This is a genomic window from Pseudobutyrivibrio xylanivorans DSM 14809, from assembly GCF_900141825.1.
GTDB lineage: Bacteria > Bacillota > Clostridia > Lachnospirales > Lachnospiraceae > Pseudobutyrivibrio > Pseudobutyrivibrio xylanivorans.
Map to the genome: position 1 here is coordinate 14,540 of NZ_FQYQ01000013.1, position 17,119 is coordinate 31,658.

A 17,119-nucleotide genomic window follows, 5' to 3' on the forward strand; every position below is an offset into this window, starting at 1 on the left:
GTTTTGAATTGTGATTCTTTTAAAATAAACTATAAGAAAATGGGCGCAGGTTTACTTTGCGCCCTGCTTTTATGTGGTTGTGGTACTGAAAAGCAGATAGAAGATAAGCTGACAGATACCAAATCAACCACTTTTTTTGCAATGGATACAGTTATGGATATTCAGATAACTGGAGATGAGGAGCTTTTATCTGAGGCAGAACAGAAGGTGGTTGCTCTTGAAAAGCAGCTTTCTGTTACAGAAAAGGATAGTGAGGTCAGCTGCATCAACAGAGATAAAATTGGCAGGCTCACAGGAGATGGCGCTAAGATTTTTGCTGGTGGTATGGATATTTGTGCAGCCACAGATGGCGCTTTGGATTTGACTATCTATCCTGTATTAAAGGAGTGGGGATTTACAACCGGTGAATACAAGGTTCCAAATGATGATGAGATTAATCAGCTATTAGAGGCTGTTGATTATAATAAAGTAGAAATTTCTAATTTGGGAAATGATTATATTGATATAGTCTTACCTGATGATATGGAGATAGATTTAGGCAGTATTACAAAGGGTTACACCAGCCAGATGCTTCACGATTTCTTTAAAGAGAATGGTGTGGAATCAGCCCTTATAAATCTCGGTGGAAATGTTCAGTGCCTTGGTGGAAAACTTACTGGCGAACCATGGAAGATTGCAATTAAAAGTCCTTTCCCTGACAGTAAGGATGGAATCATTGGGGTACTTCAGGCGGAGGATTTAGCCATTGTTACTTCAGGCGGATATGAGCGCTATTTTGAAGAGGACGGAAAGGTATACTGGCATATTTTAGATCCAACCACAGGAAAGCCTGCAGACAAAGGCCTCGCAAGTGTTACAATAGTGGGTAAGGACGGTCTGAGATGTGACGGATTATCTACAGCGCTTTTTGTTAAAGGCTTGGATGAAGCAGTAGAATATTGGAAGAATAATGATGACTTTGACATGATTATTGTTATGTCAAATGGAGATGTGCATATCACTGAGGGGATAGCAGAGAATTTCGCACTTGCATCAGAATATGCCAACGCTAATTTGACAGTAGAGACGAGATAGTATTATGAAAAAGAACGATTTGATATTAATAGGGGCTCTGCTTATTATCGCATTTACGATACTAGGGATTACCAGAGTATGGCAGAAGAATAATACTGACGAAACAGCTATGGTAATCGTCACTGTAGATGGGCAGGAGATGGGGAGATTTCCTCTTAATCAGGACTTGGAGCAGCGCTTTGATTTTGCAGATGGAAGCTATAATGTTCTTCGTATATACGATGGTAAAGCTGAGATTGCGGAGGCATCATGTCCAGATCAGATTTGCGTAAAACATCACAAGATTCACTATACAAATGAGACTATTGTATGCCTGCCAAACAAGCTTGTTGTGGAAATCGTTGGCGGGAAATCCAATGATGTTGATACTGTAGCAAATTAAGGGGGCTCTTATGAAAATGAATACCAGAAAAACTGCATATTTAGGTCTTCTTATAGCCCTTGCATTTGTTCTTAGCTACGTGGAGGTGTTGCTGCCGCTTAATATTGGTATTCCTGGTGCAAAGGTGGGACTTGCCAACATCGTTATCGTTGTTGCACTTTATACCATTGGCGGGAAAAATGCAGGGATGCTGTCACTGGTTCGTGTAATCCTAGTGGGGCTCACCTTTGGAAATTTTGCAATGATGCTTTACAGCTTAGCAGGAGCAGTTTTGTCTTTTGTGATGATGTATGTGGCAAAGCGCACCAAGAAGCTTTCAATAACTGGAGTCAGTGTTGTTGGAGGAGTTTTTCACAATGTGGGACAAATCATTGTTGCCATATTTGTTTTGGAAACCAGCCAGCTGGTTTATTATCTACCGTTTTTGATTATCATAGGAACCATATCAGGTGTAGTAATAGGCATCCTTTCAGGTATGATTTGCAGGCGTGTAAAGGTTGCATTCGCATAAGCTTTTGGAGTATACTCTAACGAGTTAAAAAGATTCTTTAGAAGATGGGATATAAATATGAGCGATTATATTATTAGCTGTTGTTCCACAGTAGATGTTACTGAGGAATATTTAAAAGAAAAGAATATTGAACACGTATGCTTCCATTATTATATGGACGAAGTGGCTTACACAGACGATTTGTTTAAGTCTATGTCAGCAAAGGACTTTTATCAGGCTATGGTTGACGGAGCAATGACTCGTACATCACAGGTTAATGCGGAAGAGTACACAGCTTACTTTAGAAAATTCTTAGAGCAGGGTAAGGATATTATTCATCTTACACTTTCAGGCGGTATCTCAGGAACTATTAATTCTGCACGTATTGCAGCTGAGGCACTTCAGGAAGAGTTCCCAGACAGAAAGCTTGTTGTATTTGATAGTCTTACAGCATCAGCTGGCTATGCCCTTATGATGGATAAGCTTGCATCACTCAGAGATGAGGGCTACGATTTCGACAGACTTGTTAATTGGACAAACGGACATATCCAGAATCAGAATACATGGTTCTTCACAACAGATCTTACATTCTTCATCAGAGGTGGACGTGTTTCTAAGCTTTCAGGATGGTTCGGAACAGCTCTTAATATCTGCCCACTTTTGAATATTAATGACGAAGGAAAACTTTGCCCACGTCAGAAGTGCCGTGGTAAGAAGATGGTAAAAAGAGCAGCTCTTGAAGCTATCAAGCAAAGAATTGATGATGGTGAGGATTACAGCGAGAATATTTTCATCACTCATTCTGTTTGCTATGATGATGCAAGAGAGATGGCAGATATGCTTGAGTTTGCCTTCCCTCACATGAAAGAGAAGATTCGTATTTTCGATATAGGACCTACTATCGGTTCTCACACAGGCCCTGGTACAGTAGCTATTGGCTTCTGGGGCTCATTAAAGGAGCATTAATAAGTAGTACAAAAGTGTTGAGTTTATTATAATGAACTCAGCACTTATTATATTGGAGGGAGAAATAATGAAAGAAAAAATTAAAGGCTTACGTCTAAACATCACAATCTCAGGAATTATCAGTATTATAGTAGGTATACTCCTTTTGGCATATCCAACAGAGAGCCTTAATACAATTAGCAGAGTAATCGCAGTTATCGTAATTCTTGCAGGTATTTGTGCTATTATCAGCCAGATAATTGAAAAGGGCTTCAATGCAATGGGTATAGCAGTAGGTGGCGTTCTTGCGCTTATCGGACTGTGGATTTTTATCGCACCAGGATCTATTGTTTCAATAATTCCAATTGCTATTGGAGTGCTTTTGGTAGTTCACGGACTTCAGGATTTAGGTCTTGCTATCGAAACAATTAAGACTAAGGCACCACGTCCATGGCTTACATTTATTATTGCAATTGTAACAATTCTTCTTGGAGCAGTTTGTATCGCAGATGCTTTCCATTTAGTTGAGATTGCTACAAGACTTATCGGTTTAATGCTCATCTATGATGGTATTACAGATGTCTTCACTGTTCACAAGGTTAACAAGGCAGAAAAGATTATTGATGTAGAGCTTTTAAGCGAGGAAGATGTTATATAATGGGTCAGATGGAATTTAAAATGGAACGCACCGGTCTTCTTGAAGAGGGCGAGGTGCTTCCAATTACTGAATATGCCCTTTCCAACTCATATTATTATGTGTTGGGAAGGTCTTTTGCCATGTCGGGCAATTACACTACTTTGGAGCGAATTAAGGCCAAAGAGGGTAAGGTTATCGACATTAAAGAGACACCCAAAGGATTCTATGTCACAGTAGAATATGAGGATTCTTAAGGAGCAGTTAATGAACAATCAATCACAAAATGCTATTGATATTGTGCTTGCTGAGAGTTTGAAAGAGCTTGCAGCCACCAAGCCAATCGAAAAGATTACAATAAAAGAAATTACAGATAAGGCAGGGGTAATTCGTCCTACCTTTTATAATCATTTCCAGGATAAGTATGAGTTGCTTGAGTGGATTACTGTAAACGAGCTTTTTGCTCCTGTAGAGCCATTTTTGTCCAACGGCATGTTGAAGGAAGCGGTTATGTTTATCCTTACAACAATGGAAAAGGAAAAAGATTTTTACAAGAGAGCTGCCATGTTAGAAGGGCAGAATTCTTTTAATGAGATTTTTAACAGATGCGTTGCGAAGGCAGTGCAGAAGTATCTGGATTTGGAGAGTCTTGCGAAGGTTGCTAATTATCCATGGCTAAAGGAAGAGCTTGTGGCTGATTTTTTGGCGCACTCTATTAGCTGGGTTACAATCCAGTGGATAATGCGAGGCATGAAGGTCCCTGTAGAGGAGCTTACAGATGTCTATGTTAAGATTTTCCACAGTCCATTCATAGAAATTGTTTCCAGTCTTAAAAAATAATTTTTTGGTTTTATGTTAAAACTACAAACTAAAAGCTTTGTATCTTGTATATAAGTCTATATTAGTGGTTGAATATAAGATGTAGAGAAATGTGTAAAATATGCGAACATTGTTCGTATTTTATTTGATTGGAGTATAATAATTTTATGAGTTTATTTGAAGACTTGCTAATTATAGTAGGTGTACTTTTAGATGTATTTGCCACAATGGAAATACAGGGAGCTATGATAGCTCAGATTAAAAAGAAGACGCTACTTATTGCCTGCGGTGTTGTTGCTGCTATAGAGCTGGCGTTCTTTTTTGTGGGCTACACAACCTGCTGGCTGTTAGCAGGTAGAGGCGCTATATCTAATCCTTATTATTACGGCGAGACAGTGGCGGTCATTGTCCTGGCTATCCTTGGTGTAAGGCTTATCGTAAAGGCTATTAAGCGAGAGATTATTCAGGAACATTTAAGAGATGCACTTAGAGTTTGGGACTATGTACGATTTATCATAGTTTCAAGTTTTTATACAGCTGCAGCAGGCTGTGTTTGCGGATTGGTTGGTATTACAGTATGGCACGTAATCGTCATCATTACTGTTATATCGATTCTCATGGTTATTATGGGCTTGTATACAGGCCTTCATTTTGGCTTTGAGAACAAGACTATTGCCTACGTTATCGGGGCAGTATTGTTATGGGGAGTAAGCTTGGAAATGTTATTGCATAGGATACTTGAGGTTATCTAGTAGGGCATTTTTAGGGGCAGGAGTTTGAAAAAACATTATTTTCCTAAAACACTATTTCAAAAGCTGATTTTCACATTTATCATTATGGCGGCTTATCTGGTAGGTAGGGAGCTGCCACTTTATGGTGTGGATTTAGCAGCTTATGAAGCGTTTAGGGATAAGAGTGCGGATTTAATAATGCAGACTATTGGAGGAGATAGGTACAAGACAAGCTTGCTTGCTCTTGGAATATCTCCTTTTATGTTTTCTACGCTGTTTATACAGATGATCGTGGCTTTCAAAAGTGCAGACAGCAAATCACATACATCACCAAAGAAAATCACCAGAGCCACACTTATTCTTATGGTTATCTGGGCCAGTGTTCAGGCCTATCTCACTACAAAATCTACAATTTACATATACGACGGTGGCACGGAGCTGATTCTCGCTAAGATAATTTCTGGTGTGGAAATGGTTACGGGAGCATTTGTTATTCTGTGGCTGGCTACCAGAAACGGCAAGTATGGCGTAGGCGGTCAGACTATTTTGATTTACGTCAACATTTTAGATAGCGTTGTTCAGACTGTTAAAGGGGCAACCTTTAAAGAGCTGAAGGCGATTGGAGTTATATCTTTAATAGCTCTGTTATTCACCATTATTTTTGAGAATACTGAGTACAGAATTCCTATGCAGCGAATCTCAATTCACAGTATTTTCTCAGATAAGAATTATATTCCTATTAAGCTTAATCCTATTGGAATGATGCCTGTTATGTTCGCATCAGCATTTTTCCAGCTTCCTGCGTACATTATCACAGGACTGGCTTCCACATTTCCGGATAATAGTGATTTGCAGTGGCTGGGGGAAAATATGGATACCAACCACCCTTTTGGGATAGGAGTGTACATAGTTGTTTTATACGTAATTACGATAATTTTCTCTTTTATCTTCATCAGCCCAAAGAATTTGGCAGAGTCATTGCAGAAGGCTGGAGACAGTATCACAGGATTGAAGGCTGGTAGAAAGACCAGAGTGTATATACGAAATAGACTGTTGGTTATAGCTATTTTTTCAGCTACGTTTTTGAGTTTGTTTATTGCGCTGCCACTATATATGCATATGGAGGAGATGATTCCTGCATCGGTGATGAGCCTTCCATCAATCCTTATAGCAATGGCTAGTATTAATTGTAATTTGTACAGGGAGTTTAGGGCGGTGAAAGAGTACGACGCCTATATACCGTTTATATAATTGGGGGACCTATGCTTTACTTTATTCCTGCATGGTACCAACAGAATAAGTGGAAAGAGTTGGAGCAGAGCTGGCACACCAGAAGAATGCACACAGAGTTTGATGATACCGTTAAACAGGTGCAGATGTTCCACAGAAGTGGAATGCACGATTTCAAGATTCTTCTTTTGAGTCACACTCCAAACTTCAGACATTTCCTTCATCGCCAGGGTGTTTTACATGCATCTTACTGGTCTTGTTTTGATGCCATTCAGGAGGTTACAAAGAAGAAGGCAGTGGTTTTCTCATTCCACAATCTGAATTGGCCGGAGGGAATTGAATTCGTATATACGCCATTTGTTGTGGTGGCTTATTTGAAGAATGAGAAGTATGCCCAGATTGAATTTGGTGAAGCTGGAAATCCTATTGAAGTGGCCATGTACCAGAATGGTCTGGTGAGCAAACGAAACATCTATGACGACAGAGGATTTGTTTCGGCAATGGAGGCTTATGATCAGGGTAAGCTTTTATATACCGATTATTTGACGGAGGCTGGTGTTGCCAAGATGAGGGTGTACGCAGATGATGGACGTGTGGAAATCAATCCTCAGAATAATACATTCCTTGTTTTTGATGGTGATGAAGTGGAGACTGTGAAGTTTAGTTCCCTGAATTACCCGAACCTTGGGGAGGTTATTCGCGAGGTCTTTTACACCCATATTTTGATGAATAACGATGACGATATTTTCTGCATCGCCATGCATAACCAGAATATTCAGGTGGCAAATGAGCTGATTGGTCGAGAGAAATGTATATTGTCATTCTACGGTGATAGATATCGAATAAAAGATCATCCTGAGGCAAAGGAGCTAGTGAAGAAGGCGGGATATATTATCACTGATTCCGAGGCTACCAGTAGATATCTGGTGAGGGAGCTGGGAGAAGAAATTGAGAATCTTATTGATATTTCACCATATGATTCACGTATGGATTTTGGAATCAGCGGCGAGCTGACAGTACAGAAGGTGCTGGTGCCTGTTGATGATTTGCCTGAGGACAGATTTAAGGCTCTTGTTATTCAACTGGCAAGTTATCTTCCTCAGAATGAGAATGCTATGATTCATCTGTTCACGAGAAATGCTACCTATAACTGGCCGGAAGTTCTTCTTAACAAGGTAGCAGACATTGTGGAGGAAGCGGGATTCGACAGAAGGATTGTCATCCCAGAAGAAATCGAGGATGACACAGCAGAAAATGAGGTGGATTTGGAGGACGAAGAAGAGGAAGAAATCCCTGTAAGATTTTTTGTGGAACAATGTGTGGATGAGCTTTCTGTAAGTAAATGTATCAGAGAGCAACGAATCATGGTGGATATGAGACATAATCCTGATTTGTACTTGCAGATAAACTGCATCAGCACGGCTATACCACAGATTATCAGGCGAGAGACCCAGTACATGCAGAATATGTACAACGGCTTTGTCGTGAAGGATTTTGAGCAGATTCCGGCGGCGTTGGACTACTTCTTAGGTTCCCTTGCTAACTGGAATCAGGCTAAGGTTTATTCTTATGACATAGCCCAAAAGTTTACAACCAGAAAGCTTTTGGAAAAGTGGAAGGAAGTTAGGGCTTATATGGAAAGCCAGGAAAGAAAGTAATTATGGAAAAAGCCAGTTGGACAGTCTATTGGAATGAATATAGTTCGGATACCTATCTGTACGGCTCTGAAATCGAGTATGTGGCAAGGAATAATGTGCGCTTTAAAAATGAGCTGATGCCACCAGGAACCGTCATAAAACAGTGGTATTCTCTGACCAATTATCAGGCCCAGAGAATAGAACCGGCCCTGCCGATTATCGATGGCGAGAGTAGATATCGAATCAAGGTAAATGTGGAGACGCCGGAGGATACAGGCTGCCTGGTTCGTCTGGTATTTTTGGACAGATACGAGAGAGAGGCCGGGGATTTTACACTTCGTGGTAAGGAGGCAGAATTTTCCTGTCCACTTAAAACCTACAGCTACAGAATGCAGCTAATAAATGCGGGGATGACAGAATTTGTTTTTCATTCAGTGATTATTGAGGAATTAGAGAGCAAGGACTAATGAAAATCAAAAAGACCAAGGGGATTGTGAAGCAACTTTATAAGGAGCTGAAGAAGGTCAAAAGCTACAAGGAGGAGATGGCAGCTCTTACTGATGAGGAGCTGAAGGCTAAGACTGTGGAATTCAGACAGCGTTTTGAGAACGGAGAGAGTCTGGATAAAATGCTGCCGGAGGCCTTTGCTGCAATGTGTGAGGCGGACATGCGTGTGCTTCACATGTTTCCTTTTGATGTTCAGATTCTGGCGGGAATTGCTTTGCATTTAGGATATCTGGCTGAGATGAATACAGGTGAGGGAAAGACTCTTACAGCTACATGTCCTATGTATCTAAATGGTCTTACAGGAAAAGGTGCAATTCTGGTTACAAACAACGAATACCTGGCACTTCGTGATGCTGAGGAAATGGGACCGGCCTACGAATTTATGGGTCTTACAATTTCCGCAGGTGTTAAGCGAGATGCTGATGATAAATTTGAAAATGATGAGAAGAAGGAAATCTACAACTCGGATATCGTATATACGACCCACTCTGCTTTGGGATTTGATTATCTGATTAACAATCTGGTGAAGTCGGCCGATGAGCGATTTATGAGGGATTTCTATTACATAATTATTGATGAGGCTGACTCAGTTCTTCTTGACAGTGCCAGCACCCCTCTTGTTATTTCTGGCGCTCCACGTGTCCAGTCAAACCTATATGACATGGCGGATTTCTTCGTAAGGACTCTGCAGGAGGATGTGGACTATGAGGTAGAGGAGAAGAATGTCTGGTTCACAGAAAAGGGGCTTGAGTATGCCGAGAGTTATTTTGGAATAGAGAATATTTTCAGCCCTGAGTGTTTTGAGATATATCGCCATCTTGTGCTGGCGCTGAGAGCTCACAAGATAATTGAAAAGGGAACGGAGTATATGATTTCAGAGTCGGGAGAAGTGGCACTTATCGATGCCAGCTCTGGTCGTATGTTGAAAGGTGTAAAGCTTCGTGGTGGTCAGCATCAGGCTCTTGAGTGCAAGGAGAAGGTGGAGATTACCCAGGAGAACCGTTCTATGGCATCTATCACCTATCAGAATTTCTTCTCAATGTTTCCGAAGATGGCGGGCATGAGCGGAACCATTTATGATGCCAGAGATGAGCTCTACGATGTGTATGGAAAGAAGGTTGTGGTTATCCCTACCAACAATCCAATTCAGCGAGTGGATTGTCCAGACTGGTTCTTCAGTGATTCTGAAAAACAGTTTGAGGCGGCGATTAAACTGGCGGTTAAAAAGCATGAAACAGGACAGCCTGTTCTTATAGTTACTACTATGATTTCTGATACTGAAATCATTTCACATCTTCTTGTGAAGGAGGGGCTGGCTCACTCAGTTTTGAATGCAAATAACGCATTTTGGGAGGCTGAAATCATCAAGGAAGCAGGTCAGATGGGAGCAATGACGGTGGCTACTTCCATGGCTGGTCGTGGTACTGATATTAAGCTGGGACCAGGCGTTAAGGAGCTTGGTGGACTGGCAGTTATTGGTGTTGGTCGAATGCTTAACATTCGTGATGAGAGACAGGCCAGAGGTCGTGCAGGACGCCAGGGTGACCCAGGCTACAGTAGGTTTCTTGTATCTCTTGAGGATGATATTGTGGAAAAGGGGACTGACCCTGAAAAGCTGAAAAAATATATTGATGGCAAAAAACGTATAAGCGATAGAAGGATAAAGAAAATTGTAAACGGAGCCCAGCGAACCAATGAGGAAATGGGCGTTACCAACAGAAAAAATTCAAAGGATTATGATGTGGTTCTCCAACTGGAAAGAAAGCTTATGTATGACACCAGAGATATGCTTTTGGATGGTGGTACAGTTGAAAAAGAAAAGCTTATGGCCATTGCAGGTGAAAACATTGATGAGTTTTTGAGAGAGAATAAAAAGCTGGATACATCAACGCTGAATAGATATTTGCTTGATAATATTTCCTATAGGATGGAGAAGGAAAGCAGCCTGATAAATCTTTCAAACAAGGCCAGAGTGAAGGCTTATATTCTCGCTAGAGTGGAGCGTTCGCTGGAGGAAAAGAAGGAGGCTATCGGCTCAGAAAATGGCATGAATGATTTCATCAGAGTCTCAGCTCTTTCGGCCATAGACGAAGCGTGGATTGAGCAGGTTGATTATCTACAGCAGCTTCAGGGAGCAGTATCGGGACGAAGCTCCGCTCAGAGAAATCTTATGTTTGAGTACCAGGGGGAAGCACTGGAATCTTTCAGAAAGATGGAAAGCAGGATTAAGAGAAATATTATCCGAAATGTGCTGTTGTCGGAAGTGAGTATGGATAAGAAGAATAAGTTAAGGATTATTTTGCCATGATATACAATTTTAATCTCGGTATTGGCTGGGCGTCATCGGGTGTTGAGTATGCCCAAAGCTACAGAGCCGACATTCTAAGAAAAATAAATAAGCCTGCCAAATTTATTTTCACCGACATGTTCCCGAGGGATAACCTTATTGACATGACAAGAAACATTGGTTTTAAGGATGATGAAATCATTTGGCTTTACACCTTCTTTACGGATTTTGTTCCGGAGGAGGTTACCTATGAGCTGAAGGATTTGCTGGCATCGATAGGGGATGATGAGTATACCCTTGAGCGAGATGGTAAGATTGGTCGAATAATATTTGGTGGAAGCAATAATTTCTTCAGAGTGTACTTTTTGAATGAGACTGAAGAAAAGGTACACAGGGTGGAGATGGTTTCCAGAGGATGCCTGATTCGAAAAGATTACTTTATGTCCAAAAGAGTCTTTGCTGAATATTATGCACCCCTTGATGGCAAGGCACATCTTTATCAGAGACGATTCTTTAATCGGGATGGTTCTGTCGCTTATGAGGAGGCAATCGATGATGATTCGGTGATGTACAAATTTCCTGATAAGCTAATCTGCTCCAAGGAAGAATTGATTGGGTATATGACATCCAGGCTAAATCCCACGGCAGATGATATTATCATAATTGACCGCGCTACGGGGCAGGCGCAGGCCATACTTGAAAATGCCGGTGAGGCCAGAGTGGGTGTGGTTATTCATGCGGATCATTTTAGCGAAGGTTCTACTGATGAGGACAATATTCTTTGGAATAATTACTATGAGTATACCTTCTCCATGAACAGACATATTGATTTTTATATCACTGCTACTGAGGATCAGCGGAAGCTATTGATGGAACAGTTTGAGCAGTATATGGGAGTTACTCCTACCGTATATACGATACCAGTTGGAAGTCTGACAGAGCTAATCTATCCAACGGAGCCTAGGAAAAAGCATTCGTTTATTACGGCATCGAGATTGGCTACAGAAAAGCATGTGGACTGGCTGGTTGCAGCAGTGGCAGAAGCCCGAAAAAGAGTGCCGGATATCAGTCTTGATATATACGGTAAGGGTGGTGCAGAAGAGGAGTTAAAGAAGCAAATCGATAAGCTGGGTGCTGAAGAATATATACGACTTATGGGCCAGCGTGATTTGACTGATGTATATAAAAAATACGAGGGGTATTTATCTGCGTCCACAAGCGAGGGCTTTGGATTGACATTGATGGAGGCTATAGGTTCAGGGCTTCCGATAATTGGTTTTGATGTAAGATACGGCAATCAGAATTTTATAGATCAGGGATTAAACGGCTACAAGCTGCCATATCTCATTGGAATGGAAAGAGTCAGACGCCAGGAAAAGCTGGTTCAGGCCATTGTGAAACTGTGTACCGAGGATGATATTGAGTCCTTTAGTAACCATTCGTACGAAAAGGCTAAACAGTATTTGACTGAAGAGGTGGAGTTGAAATGGAAAAAGCTGGTAGAGATGAAATAATTTTATTATTTGATTATTTTAACAGGGGAAGCCAGGATCTTTTTGAGTCTTTTCGTAATGCTGAAATTCCAGTGATTGCCCTTGTCATAAACGATGATGGATTCCTGCCAGATGGTGTGACAAACATTTATGAGCACTTTTTGGGGGATTATCGTAAATGCGATAAATGCAAGGGAAAACCTTTATATTTTAATCAAATTACGGTTCCGGATTATTGGGAAATTAGCGCTAATAACACCAGTGGAAGCATCCATGATAAGGATAAGGAACGAGGAAGAATATTCTTTGCACAGCCTACCCACAAACGCTTCGTTAGACTGGTGGATTATCTTGATGAACTGGGTAATGTCCGGTGTACGGAGCACTATAACAAATACGGTGCGTTGTACGCCAGAACAATGTTTAACAAGAAATCGGAGAAGGTGAATAAAACCTTTTTCGATACCGAGGGCAGAGAGGTAATCGTGGAAAACTACGTTACCTCTGACATAATTTTGAACTATCAGGGGAAGACTTTTATCTTTAAGAATCGGACGGATTTTGTGTGCTTCTTCCTGAAGCTGAGAGGACTGGAAAATAACAGGATTTACTTTAATTCACTTTCGGTTCCGTTCTTTGTTTCCAATACTCTCAAGTCTCCTGGAAAGCCGAAGGAAGATTTGCTCTTCTGGCAGGAACCTGCCAGAGATGATATTCCTGGAAATATGCAGGTTATCTTCGATGGGAAGTCCGGTAGCTGCGACAGGGTGGTGGTTCAAAATCGACAGGCTTACAGGAAGCTTCTGGAGCTTGGAGCACCGGAGGAGAAGCTGAAGCATCTGGGATTTATTTATACGTTCCACAAGAAAAATAATGGTCATCCAGAGGCACTGATTTGCACTAACACGGAGAATGTGGAGAAGCTAAAGGAGATTGTTGAAGGATTACCTCAGGTGACATTCCATGTGACAGCAATAACAGAAATGTCGGCTAAGCTTTTGGCACATGAAAAATATGACAATGTAATCATGTACCCTAATGTTAAGGCGATAACCCTTGAAAGATTGTTTAATCGGTGCGATTTTTACCTTGATATTAACCATGAAGGGGAAATTGTGGAGGCAACCAGAAGGGCATTTGTATACAATCTTCTGATATTTTCATTCAAACAAACGCAACATGGTGTATATACAGCGCAAGAAAATATATTTGATTGTGCAAATTGCACAGGATTAATTCAAAGACTGAATAATCTGCTAAAAGACAAAACAGCTTTAAATGAGGCAATTTCCACTCAGCATTCGGAAGGTTCGACAACTAGCACAAAAGAATTCATAGAAATTTGTAAACATTAACGAATACAGCCCTTTTTGTGGAGTAAAACTGCACAAAAACATGGGCTGTTTTTTTATGTTCTATACAACCATTTTTCTTGAATTGGGGTGGAAATTATGCTTAAATAATAACGGACTGTCTGTAACCCCTTAATTGCAGACGGTAATTTTCAGTTATTTTTATTTTTAGGAGGATATTGTAATGGCTAACAAATGGGTGTATATGTTTAGCGAAGGTGACATGTCAATGCGCAACCTTCTCGGCGGAAAGGGTGCTAATCTTGCAGAGATGACAAGCATTGGCTTACCAGTACCACAGGGTTTCACAATCACAACAGAGGCTTGTACTCAGTACTATGAGGATGGCCGTAAAATTAACGACGAGATCATGGCTCAGGCTATGGAGGGTGTTAAGAAAATGGAAGAGATCAACGGCAAGAAGTTCGGAGATCTTAAGAACCCACTTCTCGTTTCAGTTCGTTCAGGTGCTCGTGCATCTATGCCAGGTATGATGGATACAATCCTTAACCTTGGTCTTAATGATGAAGTAGTTGCAGCTATGATCGCTGGTAACCCAGATCCAGCTTTCGAGCGTTTCGTATATGATTCATACAGAAGATTTATCCAGATGTTCTCAGATGTAGTTATGGAAGTAGGTAAGAAGTACTTCGAGCAGCTCATCGATGAGATGAAGGAAAAGAAGGGTGTTAAGTTTGACGTAGACCTTACAGCTGCAGACCTTAAGGAACTTGCAGAGCAGTTCAAGGCAGAGTACAAGAATCAGCTTGGTTCAGACTTCCCTTCAGATCCAGTAGAGCAGTTAAAGCTCGCTATCGAGGCAGTATTCCGTTCATGGGACAACCCTCGTGCAAACGTTTACAGAAGAGATAACGATATCCCTTATTCATGGGGTACAGCAGTTAACGTAATGCCAATGGTATTCGGTAACTTAAATAATGAGTCTGGTACTGGTGTTGCATTCACTCGTGACCCAGCTACAGGCGAGAACAAGCTTATGGGTGAGTTCCTTATCAACGCACAGGGCGAGGACGTAGTTGCTGGTGTTCGTACACCAATGCCAATCGCTCAGATGGAGAAGGAGTTCCCAGAGGCATACGCAGAGTTCATCAAGGTATGTGAGACTCTTGAGAATCACTACCATGATATGCAGGATATGGAGTTCACAGTAGAGAACAAGAAGCTTTACATGCTCCAGTGCCGTAACGGTAAGAGAACAGCTCCAGCTGCTCTTAAGATTGCTTGCGACCTCGTTGATGAAGGACACAAGACTCCAGAAGAGGCTGTAGCAATGATCGACCCACGTAACCTTGATACACTTCTTCACCCACAGTTCGAGGCTGCTGCTCTTAAGGCTGCAACTCCACTTGGTAAGGGTCTTGGCGCATCTCCAGGTGCTGCTTGTGGTAAGGTTGTATTTACAGCAGATGATGCTGAGGCATGGGCTGCTAGAGGAGAGAAGGTAGTTCTTGTACGTCTTGAGACATCTCCAGAAGATATCACAGGTATGAAGGCTGCTCAGGGTATCCTTACAGTTCGTGGTGGTATGACATCACACGCTGCAGTAGTTGCTCGTGGTATGGGTACATGCTGCGTTTCTGGTTGTGGCGACATCAACATGGATGAGGAGAACAAGAAGTTCACTCTTGCAGGCACAACATTTACAGAGGGTTCTGAAATCTCTATCGATGGTACAACAGGTAACATCTACGCTGGTATCATCCCAACAGTTGACGCTGTTATCGCTGGCGAGTTCGGTCGTGTAATGGCTTGGGCTGATGAGTTCAGAAGACTTAAGGTTAGAACAAATGCAGATACTCCAGCTGATGCTAAGAAGGCTAGAGAGCTTGGTGCAGAAGGTATCGGTCTTTGCCGTACAGAGCACATGTTCTTCGAGGCTGACAGAATTGCAGCATTCCGTGAGATGATCTGCTCAGATACAGAGGAAGAGAGAGAAGTTGCTCTTGATAAGATTCTTCCTTACCAGCAGGGAGACTTCAAGGCTCTTTACGAAGCACTTGAGGGATGCCCAGTTACAATCAGATTCCTTGATCCACCTCTTCACGAATTCGTTCCTACAGAGGATGCTGATATCGAGAAGCTTGCAAAGGCTAAGAACAAGTCAGTAGAGGAAATCAGAAACATCTGCGAGTCACTCCACGAGTTCAACCCAATGATGGGTCACAGAGGATGCCGTCTTGCAGTTACATATCCTTCAATTGCTAAGATGCAGACAAAGGCTGTTATTCGTGCAGCACTTGAAGTACAGAAGGCTCATCCAGATTGGAATGTTAAGCCTGAAATCATGATCCCACTTGTATGTGAGGTTAAGGAGCTTAAGTACGTTAAGCAGGTAGTTGTAGAGACAGCTGATGCTGAAATCGCAGCAGCAGGCGCTACACTTGAGTATGAAGTTGGTACAATGATCGAGATTCCACGTGCAGCTCTTACAGCTGACGAGATCGCTAAGGAAGCTGACTTCTTCTGCTTCGGTACAAACGACCTTACACAGATGACATTTGGTTTCTCTCGTGATGATGCTGGTAAGTTCTTAAATGCTTACTATGATACAAAGATTTTCGAGAACGATCCATTTGCTAAGCTTGACCAGACAGGTGTTGGTAAGCTTATGGAGACAGCTATTAAGCTTGGTAAGCCAGTAAATCCTAAGCTTCACGTAGGTATCTGCGGTGAGCACGGTGGAGATCCATCTTCAGTAGAGTTCTGCCACAAGATCGGTCTTGACTATGTATCATGCTCTCCATTCAGAGTACCAATCGCTAGACTTGCAGCTGCACAGGCAGCTATCGCCGAGTCACGTCAGTAAAAGATCCGAGCTGTTTTTTGGGAACTTTCGAAATTTCGAAAGATTTTATGAAACAAAGCATGAGGATTTATCATCCAAATAATTCGTTTCATTACCCAGAAAAGCTTGAAATAGAGCTATTCCTAGTATAGGGTGTCTGCAAAGGCACCCTATATTTTTATGTAAAAAATAATTTCAACCAAGCTGTAATGAAATCTAGATACAAGTAATTGTTATCTGCATTCGACAAAAATTTATGTCAAAAGTTCGGAAAATCCGAACCTAAAAAATTGACCAATTTGAAAAAAGTTCGGAATATCCGAACTTGGAAGGAGGTTCGAAAATGTCGAAATTTACAGCGAAAAAGCTTAAAGATGCTCGTGTAAGAGCTGGATTTACTCAAGATGAAGCAGCCAAGCTAATGAATCTGAAAAAGACTAGCATCAGTGAAATGGAAGCTGATAAGAGAAGTATATCTGCAGATGAACTTGCTCAGTTTTCTCGTATTTATAATGTAGATGTGAGAGAATTGCTTTTTGTTGAATTTACAGAAGCAGGAGACGAGCAGAGATTAACTGCTAAGTATAGTTCTTTCCTTAAGTTACTCGAAAAACTATCTGATCGAGAAGTTGAAGATGTTTATTGGGTAATAAAGCGTAAGGTTGAAGGATTACTATAAAACTTAACAGTTTATTTGAAAGGCCGGTTGGTGATATTTACTTGCCGGCCTTC

General features: G+C 41.4%; 16 protein-coding genes. All 16 read left to right on the plus strand.

Annotated features, from left to right (window positions below):
* Nucleotides 1-3 precede the first annotated feature (3 nt).
* The 16 genes from BUA88_RS10045 (at nt 4) to BUA88_RS10120 (ending at nt 17,066) form a co-directional block, all read left to right on the plus strand.
* Complete coding sequence (locus BUA88_RS10045; RefSeq protein ID WP_083572484.1) at nt 4-1,074, plus strand: FAD:protein FMN transferase; 1,071 nt, start codon at nt 4-6, stop codon at nt 1,072-1,074.
* Between the two features lie 4 nt (nt 1,075-1,078).
* Nucleotides 1,079-1,456, plus strand: a complete 378-nt coding sequence (locus tag BUA88_RS10050) for a NusG domain II-containing protein (protein WP_072917158.1) — start codon at nt 1,079-1,081, stop codon at nt 1,454-1,456.
* A gap of 10 nt (nt 1,457-1,466) precedes the next feature.
* Nucleotides 1,467-1,967, plus strand: coding sequence for a Gx transporter family protein (locus BUA88_RS10055; RefSeq protein WP_072917162.1), 501 nt, complete (start codon nt 1,467-1,469; stop codon nt 1,965-1,967).
* A 57-nt stretch (nt 1,968-2,024) separates the two neighbouring features.
* Nucleotides 2,025-2,912 (plus strand): DegV family protein, encoded by an 888-nt coding sequence (locus tag BUA88_RS10060; protein ID WP_072917165.1) that lies wholly within the window; start codon nt 2,025-2,027, stop codon nt 2,910-2,912.
* Nucleotides 2,913-2,979: 67 nt separating this feature from the next.
* The gene (locus tag BUA88_RS10065) at nt 2,980-3,549 is read left to right on the plus strand and encodes an HdeD family acid-resistance protein (protein WP_072917169.1); all 570 of its coding nucleotides are present in this window, start codon (nt 2,980-2,982) and stop codon (nt 3,547-3,549) included.
* On the plus strand, nt 3,549-3,782 hold the full coding sequence (locus tag BUA88_RS10070) for a hypothetical protein (protein WP_028246561.1): 234 nt from the start codon (nt 3,549-3,551) through the stop codon (nt 3,780-3,782). The genes BUA88_RS10065 and BUA88_RS10070 overlap by 1 nt, the downstream gene beginning before the upstream one ends.
* 10 nt (nt 3,783-3,792) lie before the next feature.
* On the plus strand, nt 3,793-4,365 hold the full coding sequence (locus BUA88_RS10075) for a TetR/AcrR family transcriptional regulator C-terminal domain-containing protein (protein ID WP_072917383.1): 573 nt from the start codon (nt 3,793-3,795) through the stop codon (nt 4,363-4,365).
* Between the two features lie 146 nt (nt 4,366-4,511).
* Nucleotides 4,512-5,096: a manganese efflux pump gene (locus tag BUA88_RS10080; protein ID WP_072917173.1), complete on the plus strand. Its 585-nt coding sequence runs from the start codon at nt 4,512-4,514 to the stop codon at nt 5,094-5,096.
* A gap of 24 nt (nt 5,097-5,120) precedes the next feature.
* Nucleotides 5,121-6,326 (plus strand): hypothetical protein, encoded by a 1,206-nt coding sequence (locus BUA88_RS10085; RefSeq protein WP_072917177.1) that lies wholly within the window; start codon nt 5,121-5,123, stop codon nt 6,324-6,326.
* A gap of 11 nt (nt 6,327-6,337) precedes the next feature.
* Entirely contained in the window at nt 6,338-7,963 is a 1,626-nt protein-coding gene (asp1, locus tag BUA88_RS10090) for an accessory Sec system protein Asp1 (protein WP_072917182.1), read from the plus strand.
* A 2-nt stretch (nt 7,964-7,965) separates the two neighbouring features.
* Nucleotides 7,966-8,409 (plus strand): accessory Sec system protein Asp3, encoded by a 444-nt coding sequence (asp3, locus tag BUA88_RS10095; RefSeq protein WP_072917187.1) that lies wholly within the window; start codon nt 7,966-7,968, stop codon nt 8,407-8,409.
* Entirely contained in the window at nt 8,409-10,757 is a 2,349-nt protein-coding gene (gene secA2, locus BUA88_RS10100) for an accessory Sec system translocase SecA2 (protein ID WP_072917190.1), read from the plus strand. The genes asp3 and secA2 overlap by 1 nt, the downstream gene beginning before the upstream one ends.
* Nucleotides 10,754-12,250, plus strand: coding sequence for an accessory Sec system glycosyltransferase GtfA (gtfA, locus tag BUA88_RS10105; protein WP_072917194.1), 1,497 nt, complete (start codon nt 10,754-10,756; stop codon nt 12,248-12,250). The genes secA2 and gtfA overlap by 4 nt, the downstream gene beginning before the upstream one ends.
* Complete coding sequence (gene gtfB / locus BUA88_RS10110; RefSeq protein ID WP_072917197.1) at nt 12,223-13,584, plus strand: accessory Sec system glycosylation chaperone GtfB; 1,362 nt, start codon at nt 12,223-12,225, stop codon at nt 13,582-13,584. The genes gtfA and gtfB overlap by 28 nt, the downstream gene beginning before the upstream one ends.
* A gap of 181 nt (nt 13,585-13,765) precedes the next feature.
* Nucleotides 13,766-16,408, plus strand: coding sequence for a pyruvate, phosphate dikinase (gene ppdK, locus BUA88_RS10115; RefSeq protein WP_072917202.1), 2,643 nt, complete (start codon nt 13,766-13,768; stop codon nt 16,406-16,408).
* A gap of 322 nt (nt 16,409-16,730) precedes the next feature.
* Nucleotides 16,731-17,066 (plus strand): helix-turn-helix transcriptional regulator, encoded by a 336-nt coding sequence (locus BUA88_RS10120; protein WP_072917207.1) that lies wholly within the window; start codon nt 16,731-16,733, stop codon nt 17,064-17,066.
* Nucleotides 17,067-17,119: the final 53 nt, after the last annotated feature.

Excerpts from the sequence above, each read along its gene's own strand:
- secA2 (WP_072917190.1), top strand. The coding sequence starts at position 8,409 with ATGAAAATCAAAAAGACCAAGGGGATTGTGAAGCAACTTTATAAGGAG.
- asp3 (WP_072917187.1), top strand. The coding sequence starts at position 7,966 with ATGGAAAAAGCCAGTTGGACAGTCTATTGGAATGAATATAGTTCGGAT.
- gtfB (WP_072917197.1), top strand. The coding sequence starts at position 12,223 with ATGGAAAAAGCTGGTAGAGATGAAATAATTTTATTATTTGATTATTTT.
- asp1 (WP_072917182.1), top strand. The coding sequence starts at position 6,338 with ATGCTTTACTTTATTCCTGCATGGTACCAACAGAATAAGTGGAAAGAG.
- BUA88_RS10080 (WP_072917173.1), top strand. The coding sequence starts at position 4,512 with ATGAGTTTATTTGAAGACTTGCTAATTATAGTAGGTGTACTTTTAGAT.
- BUA88_RS10065 (WP_072917169.1), top strand. The coding sequence starts at position 2,980 with ATGAAAGAAAAAATTAAAGGCTTACGTCTAAACATCACAATCTCAGGA.
- BUA88_RS10060 (WP_072917165.1), top strand. The coding sequence starts at position 2,025 with ATGAGCGATTATATTATTAGCTGTTGTTCCACAGTAGATGTTACTGAG.
- ppdK (WP_072917202.1), top strand. The coding sequence starts at position 13,766 with ATGGCTAACAAATGGGTGTATATGTTTAGCGAAGGTGACATGTCAATG.
- BUA88_RS10075 (WP_072917383.1), top strand. The coding sequence starts at position 3,793 with ATGAACAATCAATCACAAAATGCTATTGATATTGTGCTTGCTGAGAGT.
- BUA88_RS10055 (WP_072917162.1), top strand. The coding sequence starts at position 1,467 with ATGAAAATGAATACCAGAAAAACTGCATATTTAGGTCTTCTTATAGCC.
- BUA88_RS10070 (WP_028246561.1), top strand. The coding sequence starts at position 3,549 with ATGGGTCAGATGGAATTTAAAATGGAACGCACCGGTCTTCTTGAAGAG.
- BUA88_RS10120 (WP_072917207.1), top strand. The coding sequence starts at position 16,731 with ATGTCGAAATTTACAGCGAAAAAGCTTAAAGATGCTCGTGTAAGAGCT.
- gtfA (WP_072917194.1), top strand. The coding sequence starts at position 10,754 with ATGATATACAATTTTAATCTCGGTATTGGCTGGGCGTCATCGGGTGTT.
- BUA88_RS10050 (WP_072917158.1), top strand. The coding sequence starts at position 1,079 with ATGAAAAAGAACGATTTGATATTAATAGGGGCTCTGCTTATTATCGCA.